Origin of the sequence: Porphyrobacter sp. TH134, from assembly GCF_002855495.1 — a bacterium.
In the GTDB taxonomy this organism is placed as follows: domain Bacteria; phylum Pseudomonadota; class Alphaproteobacteria; order Sphingomonadales; family Sphingomonadaceae; genus Erythrobacter.
This window is the reverse complement of the sequence record NZ_PKRO01000045.1, coordinates 1-21,689: the sequence shown is the minus strand read 5'-3', so window position 1 is coordinate 21,689 and position 21,689 is coordinate 1. Positions and strand designations below refer to the sequence as shown.

Below are 21,689 nucleotides of genomic sequence, written 5' to 3'. Positions count from 1 at the left end.
ATGCTCCCCGCCCCTGAAATCATCGCACGGTCACAACGAGACACCTCGTAACACTGGGTGTCGCCTTAGCTCGTAACACTGGGTGTCCATTGACACTTGTCGGAGTCTTGGGTTTTGGCGTGTGGAGTTCGGTATCGTCGGAGCGGTAGACCGCGATCCCCTCGGCCTTCACGTCCATGAAGAAGTAGCGCCCGTGGGCGAGTCCGTCGTTCACCTCCTGCAGGGTGTGGACGATGAAGTTGACCGGCGTCTGAAGCGTGCCGGTCACACCATACTCGCGCATCAGCCGCTCATCGAGCTTGGACCAGTACTTGACCCGGTCAGTGAGCCGCTTGTCGCTGACAATGATCAGCAGATCGAAGTCGGAACGATAGCCCTTGGCGGTGTGGGGCTCATCGACCCAGGTGCCGCGCGCATAGCTCCCGTAGAGGATGACCTTGAGGATGCGCCCGGCCTTCTTCCACTCGTGATTTGGCGAGCGCGAAGGCGTCGTCGAACTCCTCGAAGATCAGCTGCACCACGCGCTCAAGCTCGCGCTGCTTTTGTGGGGGCAAATGATCAATGTCGGTGCGCATCGTTCGGCCAGTCTAGCAAGCTGTCGAGCAACTTGCACCTCTCCGGCGACCATCATTCGCATCGGTGAGAATAAGCAGGATGCATCCACGTCACTGCGCGAGTCCCATCGCCGGTGTGAATTCGGTCAATACCAAGAACTGGGTAGGGCGATCCTACGGTTACGAGGATTTGAGGCATACCAATGGCAAATCTTGCCTGGCGAGTGATGGACCTCCAGTCCAACCTTGCCTTGGTCGGCGCAACAGCAGCGGTTTGGCGCTGCGATTAGAGGGGAGAGTGCCTTCGGCTCATTGAGGTCTGCGAGGCGCAGGACCTCATCAGGAGGTTCCCCATGTCCAATTCTTCTCTCGCTTTTGCATTCGATCCACCATCTCCGCCGCTTGTGGTGACAGCAGCCAAAGCAATGGCATTGCAGTTAGCGGCGGGCCGCGCGCTGTCACGCAGCGACGTAACGTGTATCATGACTGAGCACTTCGGGGGCAGCGATGCTCTCGGGCGTTGGTCCGTTCGTGATGCTCACGCAGCTCTTGAGCTGGCACAGGTTCAATACCTGAAAGTCTCTGATCAGCTCCAGCTCACGAGCCCGATCGACGAGGCGGAACAGTACTTCTGCGGCCTCGATGCCCGAGTTCCGACCCAGACCAACCGCAGCGACGAGCAGATCGAATGGCAGCAGTTCGTAACGCCGCCGCGACTTGCCTGGCTCGCTGCCCGCGCCTGCGCGCTGGCAAACGACGAGCTTGTGCTGGAACCCTCAGCCGGTACGGGCATGCTCGCGGTCTGGGCTGCCAAAGCCGGCACGCGCCTTGCCCTCAACGAGATTTCGCCGCTGCGTCGCGATTGCCTGAGTGCCGAGTTCCCGGCTGCCCGTGTGACCGGACACGACGCCGAATTGATCGATGAGCTGCTCGATGTAGCCGTCATCCCGAACGTCGTGCTGATGAACCCGCCCTATTCTCACGGCGTCGAGCGGGGCCACGATGGCCGCACCGGGGCGAGGCATCTACGATCGGCCTGGAGCCGCCTTGCCCCCGGTGGTCGACTTGTCGCGATCATGCCCGAATGGTTCGACTGCGGCAGGTTCCTTGCAGGGCTGAAGGGACCGATCTCGCTGCGGCTCAATGCTGCTGTCGAACGTGCCTTCATCAAAAATGGCACCGGGATCACCACGCGGCTGCTGGTACTCGATAAGGTGGAAAGCTCTGACGAGCCAGTCGCGATCCGCACTAACGACTTTCACCAGCTGACCGATCTTGTCGATGCCGTGCCGGCTCGCGCCAGCCTCGAGGCCGCTCCCGAAAAATCTAGCCTTCCGGCCTGTGCGCCATTTCGTCTGGTCGCCGCGCCGCGCAGGCCGATGCCGACACCAGCAAGGATCACTCCTGCAGCCTCCGCCATCAAGCCGCTCACCTACGTGTCGCTCGAAACCCCTGCGCCGCTTGCCCTTCAGGCCGGCCACTATCTGCCCTATCGCCCGAGCAGGATCGTGATCGATGGCGCGGCCGGGCATCCGACGCCGCTCGTAGAGTCCGTCGCCATGGGGTCGATATCGGCACCCAAGCCCGACACAGTGCCGCAGCTTCCCGACGGGCTGATGGCCAAGGGACTGCTGTCTGCTGCTCAGGCAGAGACGCTGATCTATGCTGCAAGCGCTCATGCGCGCGACCTTCCCGGCCGGTTCGAGCCCGAGGACAAAGGCTGTTCGCTCAAGGCGTCGGCAGAAGGCCAGACCTACCGGCAAGGCTATTTCCTTGGGGACGGAACAGGTGCCGGGAAGGGGCGTCAGGTTGCGGGCGTCATTCTTGATCGCTGGGTGCGCGGGGAACGCCGCCATATCTGGATTTCGAAGAACGAGGCGCTGCTGGAAGACGCGCGCCGTGACTGGGCCGCGCTTGGCGGCCTCCCGATCGACATCCAGCCACTGGCGTCCTGGAAGCTGGGCACCGCCATCGCCATGCGCGACGGGATCCTTTTCGTCACCTATCCGACCATGCGTTCGGGTCGAACCGACGCAACGCGCCTTGACCAGATACTCGCCTGGGCCGGCGATGATTTCGAAGGCGTGATCGTGTTCGACGAAGCGCACGCCATGGCCAACGCTGCTGGTGGCGAAGGCTCTCGCGGCAAGGTCAAAGGATCGGAGCAGGGCATTGCCGGGGTGCGCCTGCAAAACCTCCTCCCCCGGGCACGGGTGCTCTACGCCTCGGCAACCGGCGCGTCCGACGTCAACAACTTGGCCTATGCGACGCGCCTCGGGCTCTGGGGTCCGGAGACCGCCTTCGCCAACCGCGAGGCCTTCGTGGCAGACATTCGCGATGGCGGCATCGCCGCGATGGAACTGGTGGCGCGGGACCTCAAGTCGCTCGGCCTCTACACCGCGCGTGCGCTCTCCTTTGCAGGCGTCGAATATGAAATCCTCGAGCATTGCCTGACCGAGGACCAGATCGCGGTCTACGATGCCTATGCCGAGGCTTGGGCGATCATCCACGCTAACCTACGCGAAGCGCTGGAAGCCACGCGGATCGTCGACAGCGAGACCGGCGGGACGCTCAACTCGGGTGCGAAGTCGGCAGCGCTATCGATCTTCGAGGGAACCAAGCAGCGCTTCTTCGCGCAGCTCCTTCTGTCGATGAAGCTCCCCAGCCTGCTGCCTGCGATCGATACGGCGATTGCCGATGGTTACGCTGTGGTCGTCCAGCTGGTCTCGACCGCAGAAGCCATGCTCAACCGCCGGCTCGCCGACCTGTCTGACGCGGAGCGCGAAGCGCTGGAGATCGACCTGTCCCCGCGCGAATATGTGATCGACTATCTGGCCAAGAGCTTTCCAGTCCGGCTGATGGCCGTCTTCACCGACGAAAACGGCAATCCTCGCTCCGAGCCGATGAGCGACGAGCTCGGCGCGCCACTACTGTGCCGATCGGCACTCGCCGCACGCGACCGGATGATCGAACAGCTCTGCGCCTTGCCGCCGATTGCCACCGCGCTTGATGCCATCATCGAACGCTTCGGCGTCGACCAGGTGGCGGAAGTCACTGGCCGGACGCGCCGGCTCATCATCGGCCATGACGGTCGTCAGAAACTCCAATCGCGCTCGCCACGCGCCAACGTTGCCGAAACGCAGGCTTTCATGGACGGCGCCAAGCGCATTCTGGTGTTTTCCGATGCCGGGGGAACGGGGCGCAGCTACCACGCCGATCTGGCCGTGAGGAACCAGGCGCGCCGCGTCCACTTCCTGCTCGAGCCGGGCTGGCGGGCTGACGCCGCAATCCAGGGCCTCGGCCGCACCAATCGCACCAATCAGGCATCCGCTCCGCTGTTCAGGCCGGTGACCACCGATGTGCGCGGCGAGCGCCGGTTCATCTCGACGATCGCGCGGCGGCTCGACAGCCTCGGTGCCTTGACGCGTGGGCAGCGCCAGACCGGCGGACAGAACCTGTTCGATCCGGCCGACAATCTCGAAAGCATCTACGCCAAGGAGGCGCTTCATCGCTGGTTCGGCCTCTTGTTCACCGGCAAGCTTGAGGCGGTCAGCCTCGAACGCTTCCAGGAGCTGACAGGTCTCCGGATCGAAGCGCCTGATGGTTCGATGGTCGATGATCTGCCGTCGATCCAGCGGTGGCTCAATCGCATCCTGGCGCTTCCCATTGCCCTGCAGAACGCGATCTTCGATGAATTCATGGGGCTGGTCGAAGCGCGCATCGATGCCGCGAGGCAGGCCGGCACGCTCGATCTCGGCCTCGAGACCATCGCAGTCGCAGACTTCATGGTCCTGTCGGACACGTTGCTGCGCACCGATCCGGCATCGGGCACGACGACCCATCTCCTCGAACTGGAAATCGCCAGAGCTCTGAAGCCGCTCACGCTAAAGCGGCTCGAGGAGGTTCACGGCCTCGCGGGGCAACGGCAGCGGCCAGTTCGGAACGCCCGCTCGGGCCGGGTCGCGCTGATTGTGCCCGCTCGCAGTATTCTTGCGGATGACGGCACGCGCGTGACCCGCTTCGAGTTGCTGCGTCCGCTGGGGCGCAATCACATCACCGAGGATCAGTTGGCGGAAAGCAGCTGGGAGGACATTGCCATCGGCGCTTTCCGCGAGGCGTGGGCCGCCGAAGTGGAAGAGGCGAGGACGAGCCACAAGCGCGAGCGCCTCTATCTTGCGACGGGTCTCCTGCTCCCGGTCTGGGACAAGCTGCCATCGGATTTCGTGAGGGTCAGTCGCATCTCGGCGGCGGATGGTCGCTCGTTGCTAGGCCGTGAGGTTCCTGTCCATTGCGTGCCCGAACTGTGCCGGGCGCTGGGTCTCGAACGGGAACAGACCCTTTCCACCGACGACATTGTCCAGACCGTCTTGGCGACGGGCCGCGCCATGGAATTCGCGGGCCGCGAGAAGCTCATGGTCAAACGCAGTCTGGTCAATGGTTCGCAGCGAATTGAACTTATGGGATGGAGTGCTGCTCGGCTCGACTGGTACAAGGCGCAAGGCTGCTTCACCGAGATCATCCGCTACCAGACCCGGCTATTTGTCCCGATCGATGGCGCAGCGAGCGTAATTGCCAGACTGACATCCCCTGCATAGCTATTTGCCAAATGGCATTATTGGGCGTATATACTGCCATATGGAGAACTGCCATGCTGGCTCTGCAACCTGTTGATACTGCTGTTACCGCCTTCCGACCCGATCCGATTACGCAGGACGAGGCAGCTGCCATGTTCCGGGCAGTCCTCAATCTGTTCGGCAAATGGGAGCTGACCGACGAGCAGGCGGCAACCCTGCTCGACATGCCGGTGCGCTCGTATCGCCGCTGGAAGGCGGAAGGGCCGGGACGCGTCTCGCGCGATGGGCGTGCGCGTCTCTCCAACCTCATGGGCATCCACAAGGCGCTTCGGATCATCTTCTCGGAGGCCACCCGCGGGTATTCTTGGATCAGAGCAGCGAATGAAGCGTTCGGCGGAGCCAGTGCGCTCGACGTGATGCTGGGAGGCGAGCTGACCGACATTATGCGGGTGCGTCGCTACCTCGACGCCGAGCGCGGTGGCTGGTGAGCGAAGCGGCGGATATCCCCGTTTCTAGAGTTGAGTGGAAGGGCGCTGTTCAGATCATCCGGAGTGCCTTTCCGCCGATTGATCTGTTCGAGGACATCGCCGATCCAGCCGGCTGGCCGCTGCTGATTTCGGCAGAGCAGAAGACCAATCCCCGCATCATGACGACGATTGGCAATCTTGACCTCGTTCCAGTCGACCGGCGCGTCGGCGGCAACGGCGCCTCCTATCTCATGGCGCCATTCACCCACGTCAGCACCGACAGGCCAAGCCGCTTTACCGATGGCAGTTACGGTGTTCTCTACGTCGGGGATCGGTTCGAGACTGCGCTGTTCGAGACAATCCACCATCATTCCCGGTTCATGGCGCGAACCCGGGAAGCGCCGGGATGGACCTCGCAGTTCCGCGAAATCGTCATGTCGGTTGATGCAGACCTGCATGATCTCCGAGCTCTGGCGGGTGCGCCGGATTCGGCGCTCGATCCCGATAACTATGCTGCCTCACAAGCTCTCGCACGGCACCTTATGGGCGCGGGAGCTGACGGGATTGCCTACCCGAGCATCCGGCATCCGGCTGGGGAATGCGTTGCGCTCTTCTATCCCGACTGCGCGTCAAATCCCCTCCAGGGGCGGCACCTCGACTATCACTGGGATGGCCAGCGCGTTGACCTTGTCCGCGATGCCGGATCCGGGTCTGTTTTCCGAGTTGTAGATTTGCCGAGCATTGACTGAGTGCTGAAGATTGGCAGCTCTCGACCCAAACTCGGTCGTTCACGATCATAGCAATGAACGTCTGCTTCCGCTGGAAGCCGCCAGGCGGCTTTCGGGATCACACGGCGACCGTGCTCATGACCGCAAGTGGGTGGAAACAGGAACGGCGGCTTGTCTGTCGTGTGTCGCAGCAACAGATGTATCTTGCGGCCTTGTGCGAAGAAATTACAAGGCTTTCGCTAACTTGCTTGCGATCAGCGTTCTCGACGCCTTGCTAGCGGTGACCTACCAGAGAAAGCCGAGCCGTTCCTCATGTCAGTCCTCCAAATCCACCATTTGGCAAAGCGCTTCGACACGGTGCTTGCGGTCGATGATCTTACCTTTTCTGTTTCGTCCGGTGAGATCTTCGGTTTTCTCGGAGGCAACGGCGCAGGCAAGACAACGACCTTGCGCATGGTACTCGATATCATCCGCCCGACATCGGGCACGATCAAAGTCCTTGGGGCAGCGCCGGATCGCCGTGCAACGTCCGCGATTGGATTTTTGCCTGAGGAACGCGGGCTTTATTCGGGGATGTCGGCGATCGACACGATCGTCTATTTCGGGCGGCTTAAGGGGTTGCGCGAACCGCTTGCCCGCAGCCGGGGGATGGAACTGCTCGAACGCTTCGATTTGGCGGATCGGGCCAAAAGCCAGATCGGCGACATGTCGAAGGGAATGGCGCAGAAGGTGCAGCTGGCGACAGCGCTGATTAACGAGCCGGAACTGCTGATGCTCGACGAGCCGTTTTCCGGTCTCGATCCGGTCAACCAAGGCCTTCTTGAAAACGAGATTTTGCGCGCAGCCCGACGCGGTGCGGCTGTGATCTTTTCGACCCACGTGATGCAGCACGCCGAGCGACTATGTGACCGGCTTCTGCTGCTCAGGAGAGGGCGCAAGCGGTTCGAAGGCACGATCACAGAAGCCCGCGCGCATTTGCCCGCCACTCTCATCGCGATTACCAGGACCGATCTGTCAGCCCTGCCCGGGGTGATGTCTGCAGTCGCCGCGTCTGCGGAAGGAGTGGAGGGCGAAGAATGGCGCGAATGGTCGCTGACCCTTGCGCCCGGAACCGATCCAGGCGCGGTGCTGGAGCACTGCTCCTCGCAGGGGATCGCCTTGCGGCGCTGGGACCACCGGCAGGCGAGCTTGCACGATGTCTTTGTCCAGCTTGTCGGGCCCGAGGAGGTCAAGCCATGAACTCTGCCAACATTCTGCTGGTTGCCCGGCGTGAGATGGCTCAGATTCTCAAGATGCGCAGCTTCTGGCTGACGTTGCTGATCCTGCCAGTGGCGCTGGCGCTCGGTCCGCTTCTGGGAGAAACTCTTGCGGACACAGATCCGACGCGTGTTACCGTCGTCGACCGTTCGGGCGCGGGCGCGGCTAATGCGCTGGAGGCGCGTTTCACGGCCGACGAAACCCGATACCTGCTGCGTGAACTGTCGCGCTACGCGCAACGCTACGATCTTCAGGGTGCCGACAGGGCTGCTCCGTGGACCCAGCGGGACCGTTGGTACACGCCTCAGGACCTCGCCGCGTTCGAGGCGAGCGGCGGGATTGAAGCCGCGCTGGCAAAAATCGAGACGGTGCGGCCCGACGGTGTTCCCCGGTTCGAGATTCCGAACCACGATTACCGGTTTGCCCCTCCGCCGCCCGCATTGTTGTCTGCACAGGGTGATGCCTTCGCTGCCGCCGCGCGCGGCCTGTTCGCTGATGATCCCGACGATACAAACCCTGAAATCATCGTGATAATTCCCGAAGCTTATCCGGCAGATGGCAAAATCGGGATCTATTCAGCGGACGATGTTCGGGGGAGCTTCATCTCTACGCTGCAAGAGGTGCTGACAGCCGACTTGCGGACCCGCCTCCTGGCTGAGGATGGAGTCACCGGGGAGCGCGCGACGCTGGTTCAGACTATAGCGCCGACCATCACCATCGACTCGCCCCCACCCGGAGGCGGTGCACGTGAAGTTCTTTTGGTGCGTTCGGCCGTACCGATAGCGCTTTCCTATATTCTCATGATGAGCCTGATCCTGTCGGGCAGCTGGATGCTGCAGGGTTCCGTAGAGGAACGCTCGAACAAGCTGATTGAAAGCCTGCTCGCCTGTATCAGCCCCGAGGAACTGATGTATGGCAAGCTGCTAGGCGGTCTTGTCGTAGGGTTGATGATGCTGTCGGTGTGGGTGGGCTGCGCCGGAGTGGCCGCCTATGCGACACAAGGTGCGATCGCAGACATGATACGGCCAGCGTTGGAGCCGATCTCGTCGCCCGGCATTATTGTGGCCATCACCTTCTTCTTTCTAGCCGGTTACATCATGGTTTCGGCGATCTTCGTCGCAATCGGCTCAATGGCGGATTCAATGAGTGAGGCACAGGGCTTCATGATGCCAGTACTCTTTGCAATCCTGCTACCGATCACCTTCCTCTTGCAGGCGGTGATTGCCGGGAATGACGGGATCATGGTCCAAATCTTTACTTGGGTGCCGTTGTGGACGCCCTTTGCAGTGCTGGCTCGATTGGGGTCAGGGATCGAGGCATGGGAACTGGTTGGTTCCGGCGTGGTGCTTGGATTGGCAATCGTGGTTGAACTTGTCCTCGTGGGTCGATTGTTCCGCGCCAGCCTGCTGGCGACTGGGCAAAAACCGACGCTGGCTAAAGTGATGCAACGGTTGAGGCGAACCCCAGATGCGGGCTAGCCAGCTGTGTGAACGCGCGATGCCGGCATGGGGGCCAAGAGACGAATTCCGCTACGAAAGCATCGAAGCCGCCATTCTGATTTCGGGATAGCCCATCGAACCCGCTTATGACCGTTTAGGGGTCGTTCTGCGAATTTCCGCTTGTGGCGAGAAGACCGTTGAAGCTGCACAGCGGCTTTCGGGACCGCACATTCAAGCCAGTGTAAGCCGAAACCGCGTCGGCCTAGCTCCAACGAGATCTACCGTCCCGCCGTGAGCCCGGGCGATCTGTCGAGCGAGCGAAAGGCCGATCCCTGACCCATCCGGCTTCGTCGTGTGAAACGGCCGGAAAATATGGTCCGCGCTCCCGGGAACAATCCCATTTCCGCTGTCAGCAATCTCAAGAGCGAGACGCTGGCCCTCTAAACGGCATAACAAGCTGACGCGTGCCGATGATGCCTGGCTGGCTGCTTCGGCAGCATTGTGCAGCAAGGCCCACACCGCCTGATAAAGCTGGTCCCGGTCAAACTGCCATGCAGACATTTGGTCGGCTTCGACAACTAATTCGATCGTCGGCCATTGACGGACGAAACCCTGCCGCAGGTCATGCAGGAATTCCCCGACATTCCATTGCTTCATGGTGGGGGAGGGCAACCGCGCCAATTCGCGATAGGCCCGTGCAAAGCGCTCGAGACCTTCTGCGCGCCGCTTAAGCGGGCCGAGGATCTCCCGCACTAATGCATTATCGACCGGTTCGGCATCAGCGGCCATCTGCGCACTATCGGCCAGCGACACGATCGGCGCGAGGCCGTTGAGCAGTTCGTGGCCCAGCACATCAATCAGCACGGCGCTCGCGCGGGCCTCGGCAAGGCTGGCTTCGCTCTCGACATCAACGAGGGCGACAACCGCCGATACCGCCGGGTCGCCATCTGCTCGCATCCGGTCGATGCGCCAGCGGCGCCCTTCGTGATGCAGGTGGGTGGCGGCTTCGTCGGCAAGGCTGCCGGGGATCGGCAGAATGCGCGCGTCGGTCCCGAACATCTGCCGCGCGGCGCGGTTGAGCGCGCGCGCGTGATCGTGATGAAGCGCGACCAGCGGGGTCGGGGCCGCATCGAGCAGGAGCCTGTGGAGCAAGACGCCGGTCTCGGCATGCGCTTGGCCCGGGCCCGGATCGGCGGCGCTGGCGGCTGCGACCGGCCAACGCGCTGCCAGCGCGTAAAGCGACGTGCCGAACACAGCCGTCACCAGCAGCGACAGGGTAAACGCTCCCCACATGCCTGCTTGCCATGCCAGGGTGGCCGCGATGGCGCAGAGCGCCATTCCTGTCCCGAGACCGACGGCCCGCGCGCCGCGACTAGAGGCCATGGCGTTCCATTCGGCGATAGAGACTTGCCCGGCTGAGCCCGAGTGCTTGTGCCGCATGGCTGATATTATGCCCGTATTCGCGCAGCGCAGCCTGGATCAGAGCCTTTTCGGTCTGATCGAGGTCGAATTTCGCCGAAGAAACCGGACTACCATCCTGCGCGGCGGCGGTGAGGGGATGAGTAGCCGCGGCGAAAGCCTCCGGTCCGATCATGTCTCCATCTGCCAGCAAAACCGCCCGCTCGATCGCCAACGCAAGACCGCGCACCTCGTCGACCCAGCGCGCCGCCCGGATCGCGTCCACTGCTCCCTCACTGAGAGGAAGCAGCGGGCGGCCATGCCGTTCGGCCGCGAGGCGCAGGAAATGCCGGGCGAGCAGCACCACATCCTCACCGCGCTCGGCGAGCGGCGGAACCCTCAGTTCGACCACGGCGATCTGCCGTCGCAGCGCCGGGACAGTCAGGCCCAGATCATCGACAATGGCGATCAGGCGCGCACGCGGCGGAAGCGCGGAGAGCAGGCGTTGCTGCGCGATCTCGTTCAGGCGATCCGCGTGTCGCAGGATGAGCGTGCCGCGAATCTCAGCAAATTGCGCCCACTGCGCAGCGTCTCGCAGGTCGACCCATACTGCATCTTGTGACGCATGGGCTGATGATGCGTGCAGGGCGATGGCGGCGAGGCTCCTGCCGCTGCCGGATGGCCCGGTGATCGTGACGCCGGCGTCGGTCGGTCCGATCCGGTGAATCAAATCGCGCAAAGCCGCGATAGCGGGACATTCGCCAAGAAGAATAGCAGGTTGAGTAGGATGGATTGTGCGATCCTCGCCAATCTGGCTTGCCGGGTGCGATGAACCGGCGCTTGCGGTGGGCGCCCGGGCAATCGCGGCCTCCACCTTGGAAATCAAATCCGTATTGCTCCAAGGCTTAACGGCAAAATCGCGCGCGCCCGCTTGCATCGCGGTGACGGCGATGCGGACGCCGCCATGCGCGGTCAGCAGCACCACGCACGCACCCGGATCGTCAGCCAGAATGCGGTCTAGGCACGCCAGTCCCTCCGACCCGTCGGTTTTCCCCGGCGTGAAGTTGAGGTCGAGAATGATCGCATCGAACCGGCACAGGGCCAGCTGCGAATAGGCATCCTGCGCAGTGTCAGCGCGCGCGACGCTGTGCCCCGCCATGCGGAAAGCGATTTCGACAGCGCGGGCGACATCATCATTGTCGTCGATCAGCAGAATCGAGCGCGCTGTGGGACTTGACGCGCGATCCGACTGTCCGGAACCGAACAGAGTGTCCGAACCTGAACGTTTGGCATTCGCGGCGGGGCAGGAATCATTAGTGTTCATAATGGTTTAGGTAATTCAGCATGGTTGAGCGATAGTGCAATCATGATGGACGAAACCGGTTCTGACGCAAATCTTTCTTCGCCTCCGCCATCGGGAGACGGGATGGACCGTGCGATCGCTCCCAAGCGTCGCAAATGGTGGTTGCGGCGCGGCTTTATCATTGCGGTCGTCGTTATTCTGGTGGGGGCCGCTCTGTGGTCGGTCGTTCCTGCCAGCGGATCCGCTGACATTCGGGCCGATAGCATAGTTACGGGCCCTGCAGAGCTCGCCAGCTTCGAGGATTATCTGCCGGTGCGCGCCGAGGTTGCGCCTGCGGTGACGACGCTGGTAGGAGTCATGAGCGGCGGACAGGTGGAAACCCTGCTGGTGGAAGATGGTGCACTGGTCACGCAGGGGCAGCCGCTGGCACAACTCGCCAATCCGGAATTGCGCCTGCAGGTGATGACCCAGGAAGCCCAGATCGCCAGCCAGCTTGGCGGAGTCGCCAGTGAGAACCTTGGCATTGCTCGCAGTAAGGCAGACCGCAGGGCGCAGCTGTCGCAGGCACAGTATGATCTGGTCGAGGCCACGCGCGAATATGATGCCCGGCGGCAATTGCACGAACGCGGCTTTCTGTCGGACGCGGGGATCCAGCGCTACGTTGCCGAAGTCGAATTCCAGCGCGGCCGGGTCGACGAGCTCAAGCGGGGGCTGGCCTCCGAGAGCCGTTTCACTGCTGCGCAAGGGGCGATGCTCGATCAGACGCGTGGAAGGCTGCAAAGCACGCTCGGCGCGCTGCGCGAGAGCCTCGATGCCCTCACGATCCGCGCGCCGCGCAGCGGAAGGCTGACCAATTTCACGCTGCAACCCGGCCAAACCCTCGCCGCGGGCGACCCGGCCGGACAGATCGACAGCGAAAGCGAATGGAAGCTCGTTGCCGAGGTTGACGAATTCTACCTTGGCCGCTTGCGCGCGGGCCAGACCGGCCAGACCGGCCAGACCGGCCAGACCGGCCAGACCGGCCAGACTGCGGATGGCGAGAAACTGGTCGTCGCCAAGGTTCTGCCAACGGTCAGCACCGGCCGCTTCCGCGTGGAATTGGCTTTCGAGGGCTCCGTCAAGGCGCGGCTCAATCGCGGCCAGACACTCGATGTCCGCATCCAGCTGGGGGCCGCCACCCGCGCATTGGTTGTCCCGATGGGCGGTTGGCTTACCGAGGGCGGCAATAGTGTCTTCGTGCTCGATGCCAATGGTGCCCAGGCGCGCCGCCGCACCATCACAGTCGGTCGGCGCAATCCGCGTCAGGTCGAAATCCTGTCCGGGCTCAAACCGGGCGAGGTCATCATTACCACCAATCTTTCGCAGGTCGAAGGCGATCTGCTGAACATCCGCTAGGTCCAAAGAGGAAGAATGACATGATCGAATTGCAGGCGATCGAACGACGCTACCGGTCGGACGAGGTCGAGACGACCGCGCTGGCCGGGATCGATCTCGCCATTGCCGAAGGCGAGTTTGTGGCGGTCATGGGGCCTTCGGGCTGCGGCAAATCGACCCTGCTCAACACGCTCGGCACCATCGACCGGCCCACGTCCGGGCAATACCTGTTCGGCGGGCGCGATCTGGCACAATTGCCGGAAAGCGACCTTGCGCAGTTCCGCGCAGCCTCGCTCGGCTTCGTGTTCCAAAGCTTCAATCTGATCGACGAACTGACGATTGAGGAGAACGTCGCGCTGGGCCTCGCCTATCGCAAGGATGCAGGCGATCGCAAGGCGAGGGTCGCGGCCGCGATGGACCGGATCGGCATCGCCCACCGCGCCCGCCACTTCCCGCATCAGCTTTCCGGCGGACAGCAACAACGTGCTGCAATTGCCCGCGCCATAGTGGGCGATCCCAAGCTGATCCTGGCAGACGAGCCGACCGGCAACCTCGACACCGCCAATGGCGAGCAGGTGATGAACATCCTCACGACGCTCAATGACAGCGGTTCCACCATCGTGATGGTCACGCACTCGCCCAGCCATGCCGACATGGCCAAGCGCCGGATTGACATGCTCGACGGGCGGATCATCGCGTCGGCGGTGCGTGCGCTATGAACAGCTTTGCGCTCCTTTCGCTCTACCGGTCGCTGACGCGGCACCGGGTTTACGCGGCGCTCAATATCGGCGGGCTCGCCATCGGCATTGCCACGATCATAGTGCTCGGTCTTTACGTGCGGTTTGAAACCAGCTTTGAACGGTGGTTGCCGGGTTACGAGGACGTCTATCTGGTGCAGACGGACTCGCGCGTACCCGACCAGCCCTTCAGCGGTCGGCATCACTACACAATGGGTGGTCTGCTCGACCAATTGCGCGAGGATTTCCCCGGCATCGTCGGCACCCGGATTGAACCTGTCGGCGCATCCGTGATCGAGAATGGCCTCGCCACGGCCGAGCAGCTGAAGCGGGTGGACAACAGCTTCTTTGACCTGTTCGCGCTGCCGATGGTGACGGGGACGGGGCGAGGGGCGCTGGCTGATCCGGCGAACGTGCTGGTGTCGCGTGAAATCGCCGCGCGCTTCTTCGGCACAGCTGAAGCGGTCGGCCAGAGCATCACGGTCAACATCGATGGCGAGATCCGGCCGCTCAGGATTGCCGGGGTGTTCGAGGATCTGCCGCCCAGCAGCGAGCTTGATTTCACCATGCTGACCCGCCTGCCGGACGACATCGAAAACCCGTGGTGGCGCAATTGGGGGAGCACATCGGTCCAGACCTTCTTGCGCTTCTCAACCCCGGAGGAAGCCGCGCGCTTCGAAGCCGGGACCGATGCCTTCGTCGAACGGCGCGCCCTCAGCGCTTACGGTGAGCAGGCCAGCAAACAGATCGGCATCAACCTTCTGCCGATCGCGGAAATGCACTTGACCCCGCAGGGGCGCGAACCGGACAGCCGCCGGCAGACAGTGACCACGCTGGGCATTGTCGGGGCGCTGACGCTGCTGATCGCGATCGTGAACTATGTGAACCTTGCCACCGCCCGCGCGGCCCTGCGCGCGCGCGAAGTGGCGATGCGCAAGGTGCTGGGAGCCAATCGAGGGGCGCTGATCCGCCAGTTCCTGGCCGAGGCCATTGGCACCGCGGCGCTGGCGGGCCTAGGAGGGCTAGCGCTCGTGGAACTGGCGCTGCCGTTCGTCAACGCGGCGGGCGAGCTGTCGCTGTCGCTGCACTATTTTGGCCAACAGGGAGTGATCCTGCCGCTGGTGCCGCTGATCCTGGTGATCGGCGTGGTGGCGGGCGCCTATCCCGCCTTCATGCTGTCGCGCTTTCCCGCCGCGAGCGTGCTCGCATCGGCCAAGGCTCCCGGTGGCGGGCAGGCCGGAACCAGGCTGCGGCAGGCGCTGGTTGCTGCGCAGTTCGCGCTCGCGATTGCTTTCATGATCGGGACCGGCGTGCTGTTCGCCCAGGTCCAGCATCTGCGCAGCGCCGATCTAGGTTATGACCGCGAAGGCCTGCTGCTGATCCGCTCGATGGGCTGGGCGGACGACGAGACCCAGCGCCGCGCCATTGTCGCACGGATGGCGGCAATTCCTGCGGTTCGTTCCGTTGCGCTCAGCGACAGCGTTCCCGGCGGCGACGGCACGAACAATGTCGATACGTTCAGCAAGGATGGCAGCGCCCCCATCTCAATGCGGCGGGTTGCCATCGGGCCGCAGTTCTTCGAAACCTATGGTACCAAGCTCCTTGCAGGCCGCTTCCTCGGCGATGAATACGGATTGGACGACGCGACCGAACGCGAGTGGGAAGACCCTCGCAATGTCGTGATCAACGCACTGCTGCTGCGAGCGCTAGGATACAAGGATCCTGCTGAGGCGATCGGCCAGCAGATTGGCCGTGGCGCGCCGCCCTGGACGATTGTCGGCGTGGTCAACGATATGCGTTTCCTCTCCCCGCGCGAGCCGATCGATCCGACATATTACACCTATTACCAGGATCCGCGATACGGCCCGCTAACATTACGGTTCAACGGTGACCCGCAGGTGACCACCGATGCCGCACGCGAGGCGTGGATCAGCGTTGCCGGAGAGCTTCCCTTCGAGGCTGAGACCGGGGTTGCGAGCTTGCGCGAACAATATGCCGAGGACGAACGCGCCGCGCGCCTGTTCGCGATTGGCGCGGGGCTGGCGGTGCTGATCGGAATGGTTGGCCTGTGGGGCCTCGCCTCTTTCAACACCGCGCGGCGCGTACGTGAAATCGGTATCCGCAAGACACTTGGCGCAACGCGCGGCGATATTGTGCGGCTGCTGGTGAGGCAGTTCCTGCAGCCGGTGTTGCTCGCAAACATCATCGCCTGGCCGCTGGCATGGGCTGCCATGAGCCGCTGGCTCGCCGGATTCGACGACCGGATCGCGCTGTCGCCGCTCTATTTTCTGGGGGCGGGATTGCTGGCGGCGCTGATCGCGGGGTTGACGGTGCTGGGCCAATCGCTGCGGGCCGCACGGGCCGCACCTGCATGGGCGCTGCGCCATGATTGATCGTTGCTTCGACACAGGAGGTCGGTCGTGAACATCGCTGTGACCCTGTATCGCTCCTTCAGCCGCCATCCGCGTTTTGCCCTGATCAATCTGGGCGGGCTGGCGCTGGGGATCGCGGTGTTTCTGATCCTGTTCCTGTTTGTGCGGTTCGAAACCAGCTTCGACAATGTCCTGCCCGGTGCCGACAAAGTGTGGGTGGTCGACCGCAAACTGCAGTTCGGCGATGCGGAGCCGGTCGTGATTCCATCCCGCATCGACATGTTCGACCTGCTGCAAGCCGATTATCCCGGGACGCAAGGCGCAAGGCTGATCGCGGCGGACACAACGGTGAAGGCGCGCGGGCAGGCAGTGAAGGATGAGGTCGGTCTGGTTGATCCGGCCTATTTCGATCTCTTTCCCATACCCGCCCTTGCGGGAGACACCGAGATTGCTTTGGCGCGGCCCGATGGTGCTGTTTTGACCAAAAGCGCGGTGGCAAAACACCTTCGCCCCGGCGATCCGCTTGGGCAGACGATCACGCTCGTGCTCGGCACCGAGGAACGCGTTCTGCGGGTCGCCGCCGTGATCGAGGACATGCCGGTGGCAATGACCTATCGCCCACAGATCATGGCCCGCCTGATGCCGGACCAGGAGCCCTTTTTTGAGGGGTCGGCTGGTGTGACGACTTTTCTGCGGTTCCCCGACGCGGGGGCTGCCGCAGCGATGCAGCGCAACTTGAAGGGCTTCAACGCGCGTCACCCTGACCCCAATTTTCGAGGGCCGGAGAATTTCATCAAAGTGATCGAGGCCATCGTGCCGCTGGCGTCCCAACATCTGAAGGAGCCGCGTGATCGCGTGGTGGTCGTAACTCTGGGCGTTCTCGGGCTGATTGCGCTCGGTCTCGCCATCATCAACTACGTCAATCTGGCGACCGCGCGCGCTGATCTGCGGGCTCGGGAGGTTGCGCTGCGCAAGGTCGTGGGTGCATTGCGCTCAAGCTTAATCGGACGGTTTCTGGGGGAGTCGCTGGCGGCGGCGGTGCTGGCCGGTATCGCCGGACTGGCACTCGCGGAATTTGCGCTGCCCTTCGTCAACGCGGCGGGCGGGCTTTCGCTCAAAGTCGAATATATCGGCGTGCAGGGCATTCTCTTGCCGCTTGTCGTGGTGATCCTCGTGACGGGGATCGCCGCGGGCGCATACCCGGCCTTTGTGCTCTCCCGTTTCCAACCAGCTGCGGTGCTGAGTTCCAACCGTTCGCCCGGCACCGGAAAGCGCGGGGCCTTTCTGCGTGCCGCGCTGGTGGTGATCCAGTTCGCACTCGCCATCGCGCTGATGATCTGCACCGCGATCCTGTTCGCGCAGGCGCGGCACTTGCAGTCGGCCGATCTGGGGTATGAGCGTGAGGGGTTGATCATGATAGCATCCTTCGCGGATCCCAATCTCGATATCGCGCAGCGCGGTGCGATCCGCCGGGAGATCGCAGCGATCCCGGGAGTAACGGGTACGGCGATTTCGGGCGTGGTGCCGACCGGCGGGTCGTTCGGCATCAGCAAGTCATCGGGCGGCGATGTTCCGGTCGAGATTGACCTGCTCGAAGGTATCGTGGGCCCCAGCTTCGCCAATGTCTATGGTGTCCGCCTGCTTGCAGGGCGGGCGTTTAATCCTGATCTGTTTCCTGCGGACGTGACCCCTGTCCGAGACGAGCTTCCTCAAGAGTCGGGACAAGCCACCCGTATCCGGGCACGGAAGGTGAATGTCCTCATCAATCGCGCCGCCGCCGACGCTTTAGGATATGTGAACCCAGAGGATGCCGTAGGTGCTGAGTTCAAAACCTCCGATGTGTTCACGGTTGTTGGTGTGATCGAAAACCTCAATTTCAATGATCCGACCGAGAAAATTCAGCCGTTTGCCTATACCTTGATGAAGGATGGCGATTTCACGCCATGGCTGACCATACGCCACTCGGGTAATCCGCAACCCGTGGTGGAACGGATCGAGGCTGTATGGCAACAACGTGCAGCGAGCGTTCCCTTTGAGGGAAACTCCGTCAATGCGCTGCTCTATAACCGTTATCTTGAAGGCGACGTCCAACGTTCGCGCCTGTTTGCTTTCGGAACTGTGCTTGCAGTTATCGTCGGTGCGCTTGGCCTTTACGGACTCGCGGCCTTCAACACTGCGCGCCGGGTACGGGAGATCGGGATCCGCAAATCGCTAGGCGCAAGCTCCGCCGCGATTGTCCGCCTGCTGATAGGGCAGTTCCTGCGTCCGGTTCTCATCGCCAATGTAATCGCCTGGCCCCTCGCATGGGTCGTCATGCGCGAATGGCTCTCCGGTTTTTCCGAGAGGATCGCGCTTTCGCCAGTCTATTTCATCGCCGCCAGCGTCCTCGCCATCACGATCGCGGTCGTGACGGTTCTGGCACATTCGCTGCGTGCCAGCAGGATCGCTCCGGCAGAAGCCCTGCGTCATGATTAGGCGTGCCGCGCTATGCCTGCTGATCACCGCCTTGGCGGCCCCCGCACAGGCACAGACCCTCGTTGAAGCAATCGCCGACGCCTATGCGAGCAACCCTGAACTGGCTGAGGCAGGCGCAAGGCAGGACGCTCTGGCGGAAGCCCCCGAGCAGGCCCGTGCCGCCGGGCGACCAACCGTCGAACTGGACGCAGGCTTGCAAACCGGCACAGGCGACCGCGGCGACCTGACCGTCACCAGCAGGCTGCCCCTATGGACAGGCGGCCGCGTCTCGGCTGCCATCCGCACCGCCGAAGCTGAAGTCGATGCTGGCCGCGAGCGGCTGCGCGAGCGCGAGGCCGCGGTGCTGGAATCCGTCGTTTCGGCTTATGCGGACATCCTATTTGCCCAAGAGGCGGAGAGGATCGCCCGCATCGGTATCGAACGCCTGGATCGGCAGGTCGAGGAGGCGCAGGTCCGGTTCGACAGCGGGCAGGCAACACTCACCGATGTCGCCCAGCTCGAAGCCCAGCGCGCCGGCATTGTCGGCAGTCTGGCGGATGCACAGGCTGCCTTGGGCCGGGCCCGCGCCGATTATCTTGCAGTGGTCGGGCAGGAGCCCGAGGTTCTGGAGTCCGGCGCAGCCTTGCCCCGGGCATTGCCACCCGACCTCGCTAGCGCGCGCACCATTGCTGAAGCCGAAAACCCCCGATTGCTGGAACGGGCCGCGCTTTCTGCTGCGGCACGAGCAAGGATCGGCGCGGCGCGTGCGGAGCGGGCACCGAACCTCGATCTGCTGGCAACGGGTGGGCAGGCATCGGGTCTGGGCGGTGGAGGGATTGCGTCACAGTTCGAGCGCTTCGGGACGGTGGGCGTTGCTTTCCGATTGCCTCTTTTGACCGGCGGCTTTGTCCCTTCGCGGATCCGTGAGGCACAGGCTAATGCGCGGGCCGAGGAGTTTGCGGTCGACGCGGCGCGCCGTGAAGCGATCCGGGCGACTGACGGGGCCTGGGCATCGCTTCGCGGGGCGCAGCAGCGGCTCGAGGCGAGCCGGCAAGCGCTACAATCTGCTGAGATCGCTCTCAACGGCGTGCGTGCCGAATACGAACTCGGGCTGCGCAACACGCTCGATTTGTTGATCGCCGAGCAAAGCCTGCGCGCGGCCGAGCTGGATGTGGCTCGCAGCCGCAGCGACGTCATGCTGGCCGAAGCGCGCCTGCTGCGGGCGGTCGGAAGACTTACGGGTAGGGCTTATGTTGACCGGGATTGAAGGCGTCATGCCGTTCGGCATGTAGTCTGCACACGACCCAGACTTGTTCATTCCCGATCATCAAGGAAAACGTCTGCTTCTGCCGAAAGCCGCCATGCGGATTTCGGGATCACGCATCGACCCTGTTCATGACCGTTTGTGGGTGGATAGGCGACTGGCGGCTTTTGGTAGGCCAACTTCAAAATCATGCTATCTGATGCCAATGTCACTGGACCACATCGTGTGCAAATGTCCGCATCGATCGCGGCTTGTCGGTCAGTTGAGCACAGACCATGGGTTCCAAGTACTGCCTGGTTTCCGATGGAATGATCAATTGCTGTCGGAAGGTGTCCGGTTTTCCAACGGGCCTTTCATCGACGTATTCGATTGGCCGGAAATGAAAGCTCCTTTCGAACCATTGCTCGCAATTGAGGCCGATCTCGCGAGCACGGAGATTGCAGCAAAGAAACAAGGCTGGAGTTTGCACGTTTCTATGCGACATCAGGCACCTGTTGCCGAACGTCCACCCTGGTCGATCCTCTCGTTTTCGAGGGGCCAAGGCTTCATATCTTCCCTCTTCATCATTGAGTACGATGACAGTCCAGACGCATGGCAGAACGAACAATTTTGCGGCTTGCTGTATCGAAGATCGAACGAGCATAAGAGCGCCGCCGAATTGGCAAGTATCGAAGTGCTCACAGCAGATGCCTCAACGTCTCTCGCCCAGTTGGACAAGCTTGGCTTGGCTCCGATACCTCTGCTCAATTTTAAGTCTGCGCAGGCTGCAACTGACCATATCCGGGCCATCCATTACCGAGATTTTGACGGCGGGTCGCATTCTTTGTTGATTTAGAACTATGAGCGGAATCGGCGCGACCGACCGGTTCTGGCTAATGTCCTAAAGAAGGTTGTTTCCTGCCTGTCAGCTTTTCGTGCCTATTCCGCGATAGCAGCCTGTCGGCTTTGGGGATTTGGCGAGGCGCTCTCGAATGTCTGATTATGGGTGATGGGGTGGACGCCCCCCGACGGCATCGATGTGCCATAGTGGAGGTGTTGAACACCACTAGAAGGAGGCGTCCATGGCAGAGGTTAGCACGATCGGGTTGGATATTGCGAAGGCTGTTTTTCATGCGCACGGCGCGGATGCGCTTGGGCAGATGGTGTTCAGCCGGCGGCTGACCCGTGCGAAGCTGCTGGAGTTCTTCGCTGCGCAGCCGCGGTGTGTGGTCGCGCTTGAGGCCTGCGGCGGGTCGCATCACTGGGCGCGCGAGATCGCGTCGCTCGGCCATGAGGTGAAGCTGATCCCGCCAGCTTACGTGAAGCCGTTCGTGAAGCGGAACAAGAACGATGCGGTTGATGCCGAGGCGATCTGCGAAGCAGCCCAGCGCCCAAGCATGCGCTATGCCGCGATCAAGACCGAGGAGCAGCAGGCGGCGGGCATGGTGTTCCGCACCCGCGATCTGCTGGTGCGCCAGCGCACGCAGCTGATCAATGCGATCAGGGGGCATCTGACCGAGTTCGGATGGGTAGCGCCCAAGGGCCCCTCGCATGTGAGCGTGCTCGCAAGCCTGCTCGAGGAAGGCGAGGAGATCGGCGCATCGCTGCCTGAAGCGGCACGATCGATGTTCCTGGTGATGACCGGGCAGCTCGAGCAACTGAACGAGCAGGTCGCGTTGCTCGACAAGGAGATTGTTGAAGGACAGTTCACAGGAGCCGTAAGGCGACATCCAGCTTTACGAGGTGTCGCCTTGGCCTGATCGATTTCCCGGCGGATGGTCTTCCGGGA

At 62.6% G+C, this 21,689-nt stretch carries 13 protein-coding genes and 2 pseudogenes; 12 read left to right on the top strand and 3 right to left on the bottom strand.

All coding sequences use genetic code 11. From position 1 onward, the window contains the following. Positions 1 to 100 precede the first annotated feature (100 nt). A pseudogene (locus C0V72_RS14095) lies at positions 101 to 575 on the bottom strand (nucleotidyltransferase domain-containing protein); the annotation flags it as partial. A gap of 332 nt (positions 576 to 907) precedes the next feature. On the opposite strand from C0V72_RS14095, the gene C0V72_RS14090 reads away from it, so the two are divergent. From C0V72_RS14090 to C0V72_RS14070, 5 genes are all read left to right on the top strand, one after another. Beyond that, positions 908 to 5,149 carry a bifunctional class I SAM-dependent methyltransferase/DEAD/DEAH box helicase gene (locus C0V72_RS14090; protein WP_101794777.1) on the top strand — a complete coding sequence of 1,414 codons (4,242 nt, stop codon included), beginning with the start codon at positions 908 to 910 and terminating at the stop codon, positions 5,147 to 5,149. 53 nt (positions 5,150 to 5,202) lie between these two features. Continuing rightward, positions 5,203 to 5,616, top strand: coding sequence for an MbcA/ParS/Xre antitoxin family protein (locus C0V72_RS14085; RefSeq protein WP_094472550.1), 414 nt, complete (start codon positions 5,203 to 5,205; stop codon positions 5,614 to 5,616). After that, a complete protein-coding gene (locus C0V72_RS14080; protein ID WP_101794776.1) occupies positions 5,613 to 6,344 on the top strand; it encodes an RES family NAD+ phosphorylase in 732 nt (243 codons plus the stop codon). Before C0V72_RS14085 ends, C0V72_RS14080 begins: the two co-directional genes overlap by 4 nt. 291 nt (positions 6,345 to 6,635) lie before the next feature. After that, positions 6,636 to 7,562 (top strand): ABC transporter ATP-binding protein, encoded by a 927-nt coding sequence (locus tag C0V72_RS14075; RefSeq protein ID WP_101794775.1) that lies wholly within the window; start codon positions 6,636 to 6,638, stop codon positions 7,560 to 7,562. Beyond that, on the top strand, positions 7,559 to 9,058 hold the full coding sequence (locus tag C0V72_RS14070) for an ABC transporter permease (RefSeq protein ID WP_101794774.1): 1,500 nt from the start codon (positions 7,559 to 7,561) through the stop codon (positions 9,056 to 9,058). The genes C0V72_RS14075 and C0V72_RS14070 overlap by 4 nt, the downstream gene beginning before the upstream one ends. Positions 9,059 to 9,250: 192 nt before the next feature. Here C0V72_RS14070 and C0V72_RS14065 read toward each other — a convergent pair whose 3' ends face one another. Both C0V72_RS14065 and C0V72_RS14060 read right to left on the bottom strand, forming a co-directional pair. Further along, a complete protein-coding gene (locus C0V72_RS14065) occupies positions 9,251 to 10,357 on the bottom strand; it encodes a sensor histidine kinase (RefSeq protein WP_233999962.1) in 1,107 nt (368 codons plus the stop codon). A gap of 34 nt (positions 10,358 to 10,391) precedes the next feature. Next, on the bottom strand, positions 10,392 to 11,741 hold the full coding sequence (locus tag C0V72_RS14060) for a sigma-54-dependent transcriptional regulator (RefSeq protein ID WP_101794772.1): 1,350 nt from the start codon (positions 11,739 to 11,741) through the stop codon (positions 10,392 to 10,394). Between the two features lie 102 nt (positions 11,742 to 11,843). On the opposite strand from C0V72_RS14060, the gene C0V72_RS14055 reads away from it, so the two are divergent. The 7 genes and pseudogenes from C0V72_RS14055 to C0V72_RS14025 form a co-directional block, all read left to right on the top strand. Continuing rightward, positions 11,844 to 13,115: an efflux RND transporter periplasmic adaptor subunit gene (locus C0V72_RS14055; protein ID WP_101794771.1), complete on the top strand. Its 1,272-nt coding sequence runs from the start codon at positions 11,844 to 11,846 to the stop codon at positions 13,113 to 13,115. A 20-nt stretch (positions 13,116 to 13,135) separates the two neighbouring features. Then, positions 13,136 to 13,813: an ABC transporter ATP-binding protein gene (locus C0V72_RS14050; protein WP_101794770.1), complete on the top strand. Its 678-nt coding sequence runs from the start codon at positions 13,136 to 13,138 to the stop codon at positions 13,811 to 13,813. Continuing rightward, a complete protein-coding gene (locus C0V72_RS14045) occupies positions 13,810 to 16,224 on the top strand; it encodes an ABC transporter permease (RefSeq protein ID WP_101794769.1) in 2,415 nt (804 codons plus the stop codon). Before C0V72_RS14050 ends, C0V72_RS14045 begins: the two co-directional genes overlap by 4 nt. A 27-nt stretch (positions 16,225 to 16,251) precedes the next feature. Further along, complete coding sequence (locus tag C0V72_RS14040; protein ID WP_324761545.1) at positions 16,252 to 18,678, top strand: FtsX-like permease family protein; 2,427 nt, start codon at positions 16,252 to 16,254, stop codon at positions 18,676 to 18,678. Continuing rightward, entirely contained in the window at positions 18,671 to 19,924 is a 1,254-nt protein-coding gene (locus tag C0V72_RS14035; RefSeq protein WP_101794767.1) for a TolC family outer membrane protein, read from the top strand. The genes C0V72_RS14040 and C0V72_RS14035 overlap by 8 nt, the downstream gene beginning before the upstream one ends. Positions 19,925 to 19,967: 43 nt before the next feature. Next, positions 19,968 to 20,756 carry a hypothetical protein gene (locus tag C0V72_RS14030; RefSeq protein WP_143704608.1) on the top strand — a complete coding sequence of 263 codons (789 nt, stop codon included), beginning with the start codon at positions 19,968 to 19,970 and terminating at the stop codon, positions 20,754 to 20,756. Between the two features lie 226 nt (positions 20,757 to 20,982). Continuing rightward, positions 20,983 to 21,627 (top strand): annotated as a pseudogene (locus C0V72_RS14025) (IS110 family transposase); the annotation flags it as partial. Positions 21,628 to 21,689: the final 62 nt, after the last annotated feature.

Excerpts from the sequence above, each read along its gene's own strand:
- C0V72_RS14090 (WP_101794777.1), top strand. The coding sequence starts at position 908 with ATGTCCAATTCTTCTCTCGCTTTTGCATTCGATCCACCATCTCCGCCG.
- C0V72_RS14085 (WP_094472550.1), top strand. The coding sequence starts at position 5,203 with ATGCTGGCTCTGCAACCTGTTGATACTGCTGTTACCGCCTTCCGACCC.
- C0V72_RS14075 (WP_101794775.1), top strand. The coding sequence starts at position 6,636 with ATGTCAGTCCTCCAAATCCACCATTTGGCAAAGCGCTTCGACACGGTG.
- C0V72_RS14070 (WP_101794774.1), top strand. The coding sequence starts at position 7,559 with ATGAACTCTGCCAACATTCTGCTGGTTGCCCGGCGTGAGATGGCTCAG.
- C0V72_RS14065 (WP_233999962.1), bottom strand. The coding sequence starts at position 10,357 with ATGGCGCTCTGCGCCATCGCGGCCACCCTGGCATGGCAAGCAGGCATG.
- C0V72_RS14060 (WP_101794772.1), bottom strand. The coding sequence starts at position 11,741 with ATGAACACTAATGATTCCTGCCCCGCCGCGAATGCCAAACGTTCAGGT.
- C0V72_RS14055 (WP_101794771.1), top strand. The coding sequence starts at position 11,844 with ATGGACCGTGCGATCGCTCCCAAGCGTCGCAAATGGTGGTTGCGGCGC.
- C0V72_RS14050 (WP_101794770.1), top strand. The coding sequence starts at position 13,136 with ATGATCGAATTGCAGGCGATCGAACGACGCTACCGGTCGGACGAGGTC.
- C0V72_RS14045 (WP_101794769.1), top strand. The coding sequence starts at position 13,810 with ATGAACAGCTTTGCGCTCCTTTCGCTCTACCGGTCGCTGACGCGGCAC.
- C0V72_RS14035 (WP_101794767.1), top strand. The coding sequence starts at position 18,671 with ATGATTAGGCGTGCCGCGCTATGCCTGCTGATCACCGCCTTGGCGGCC.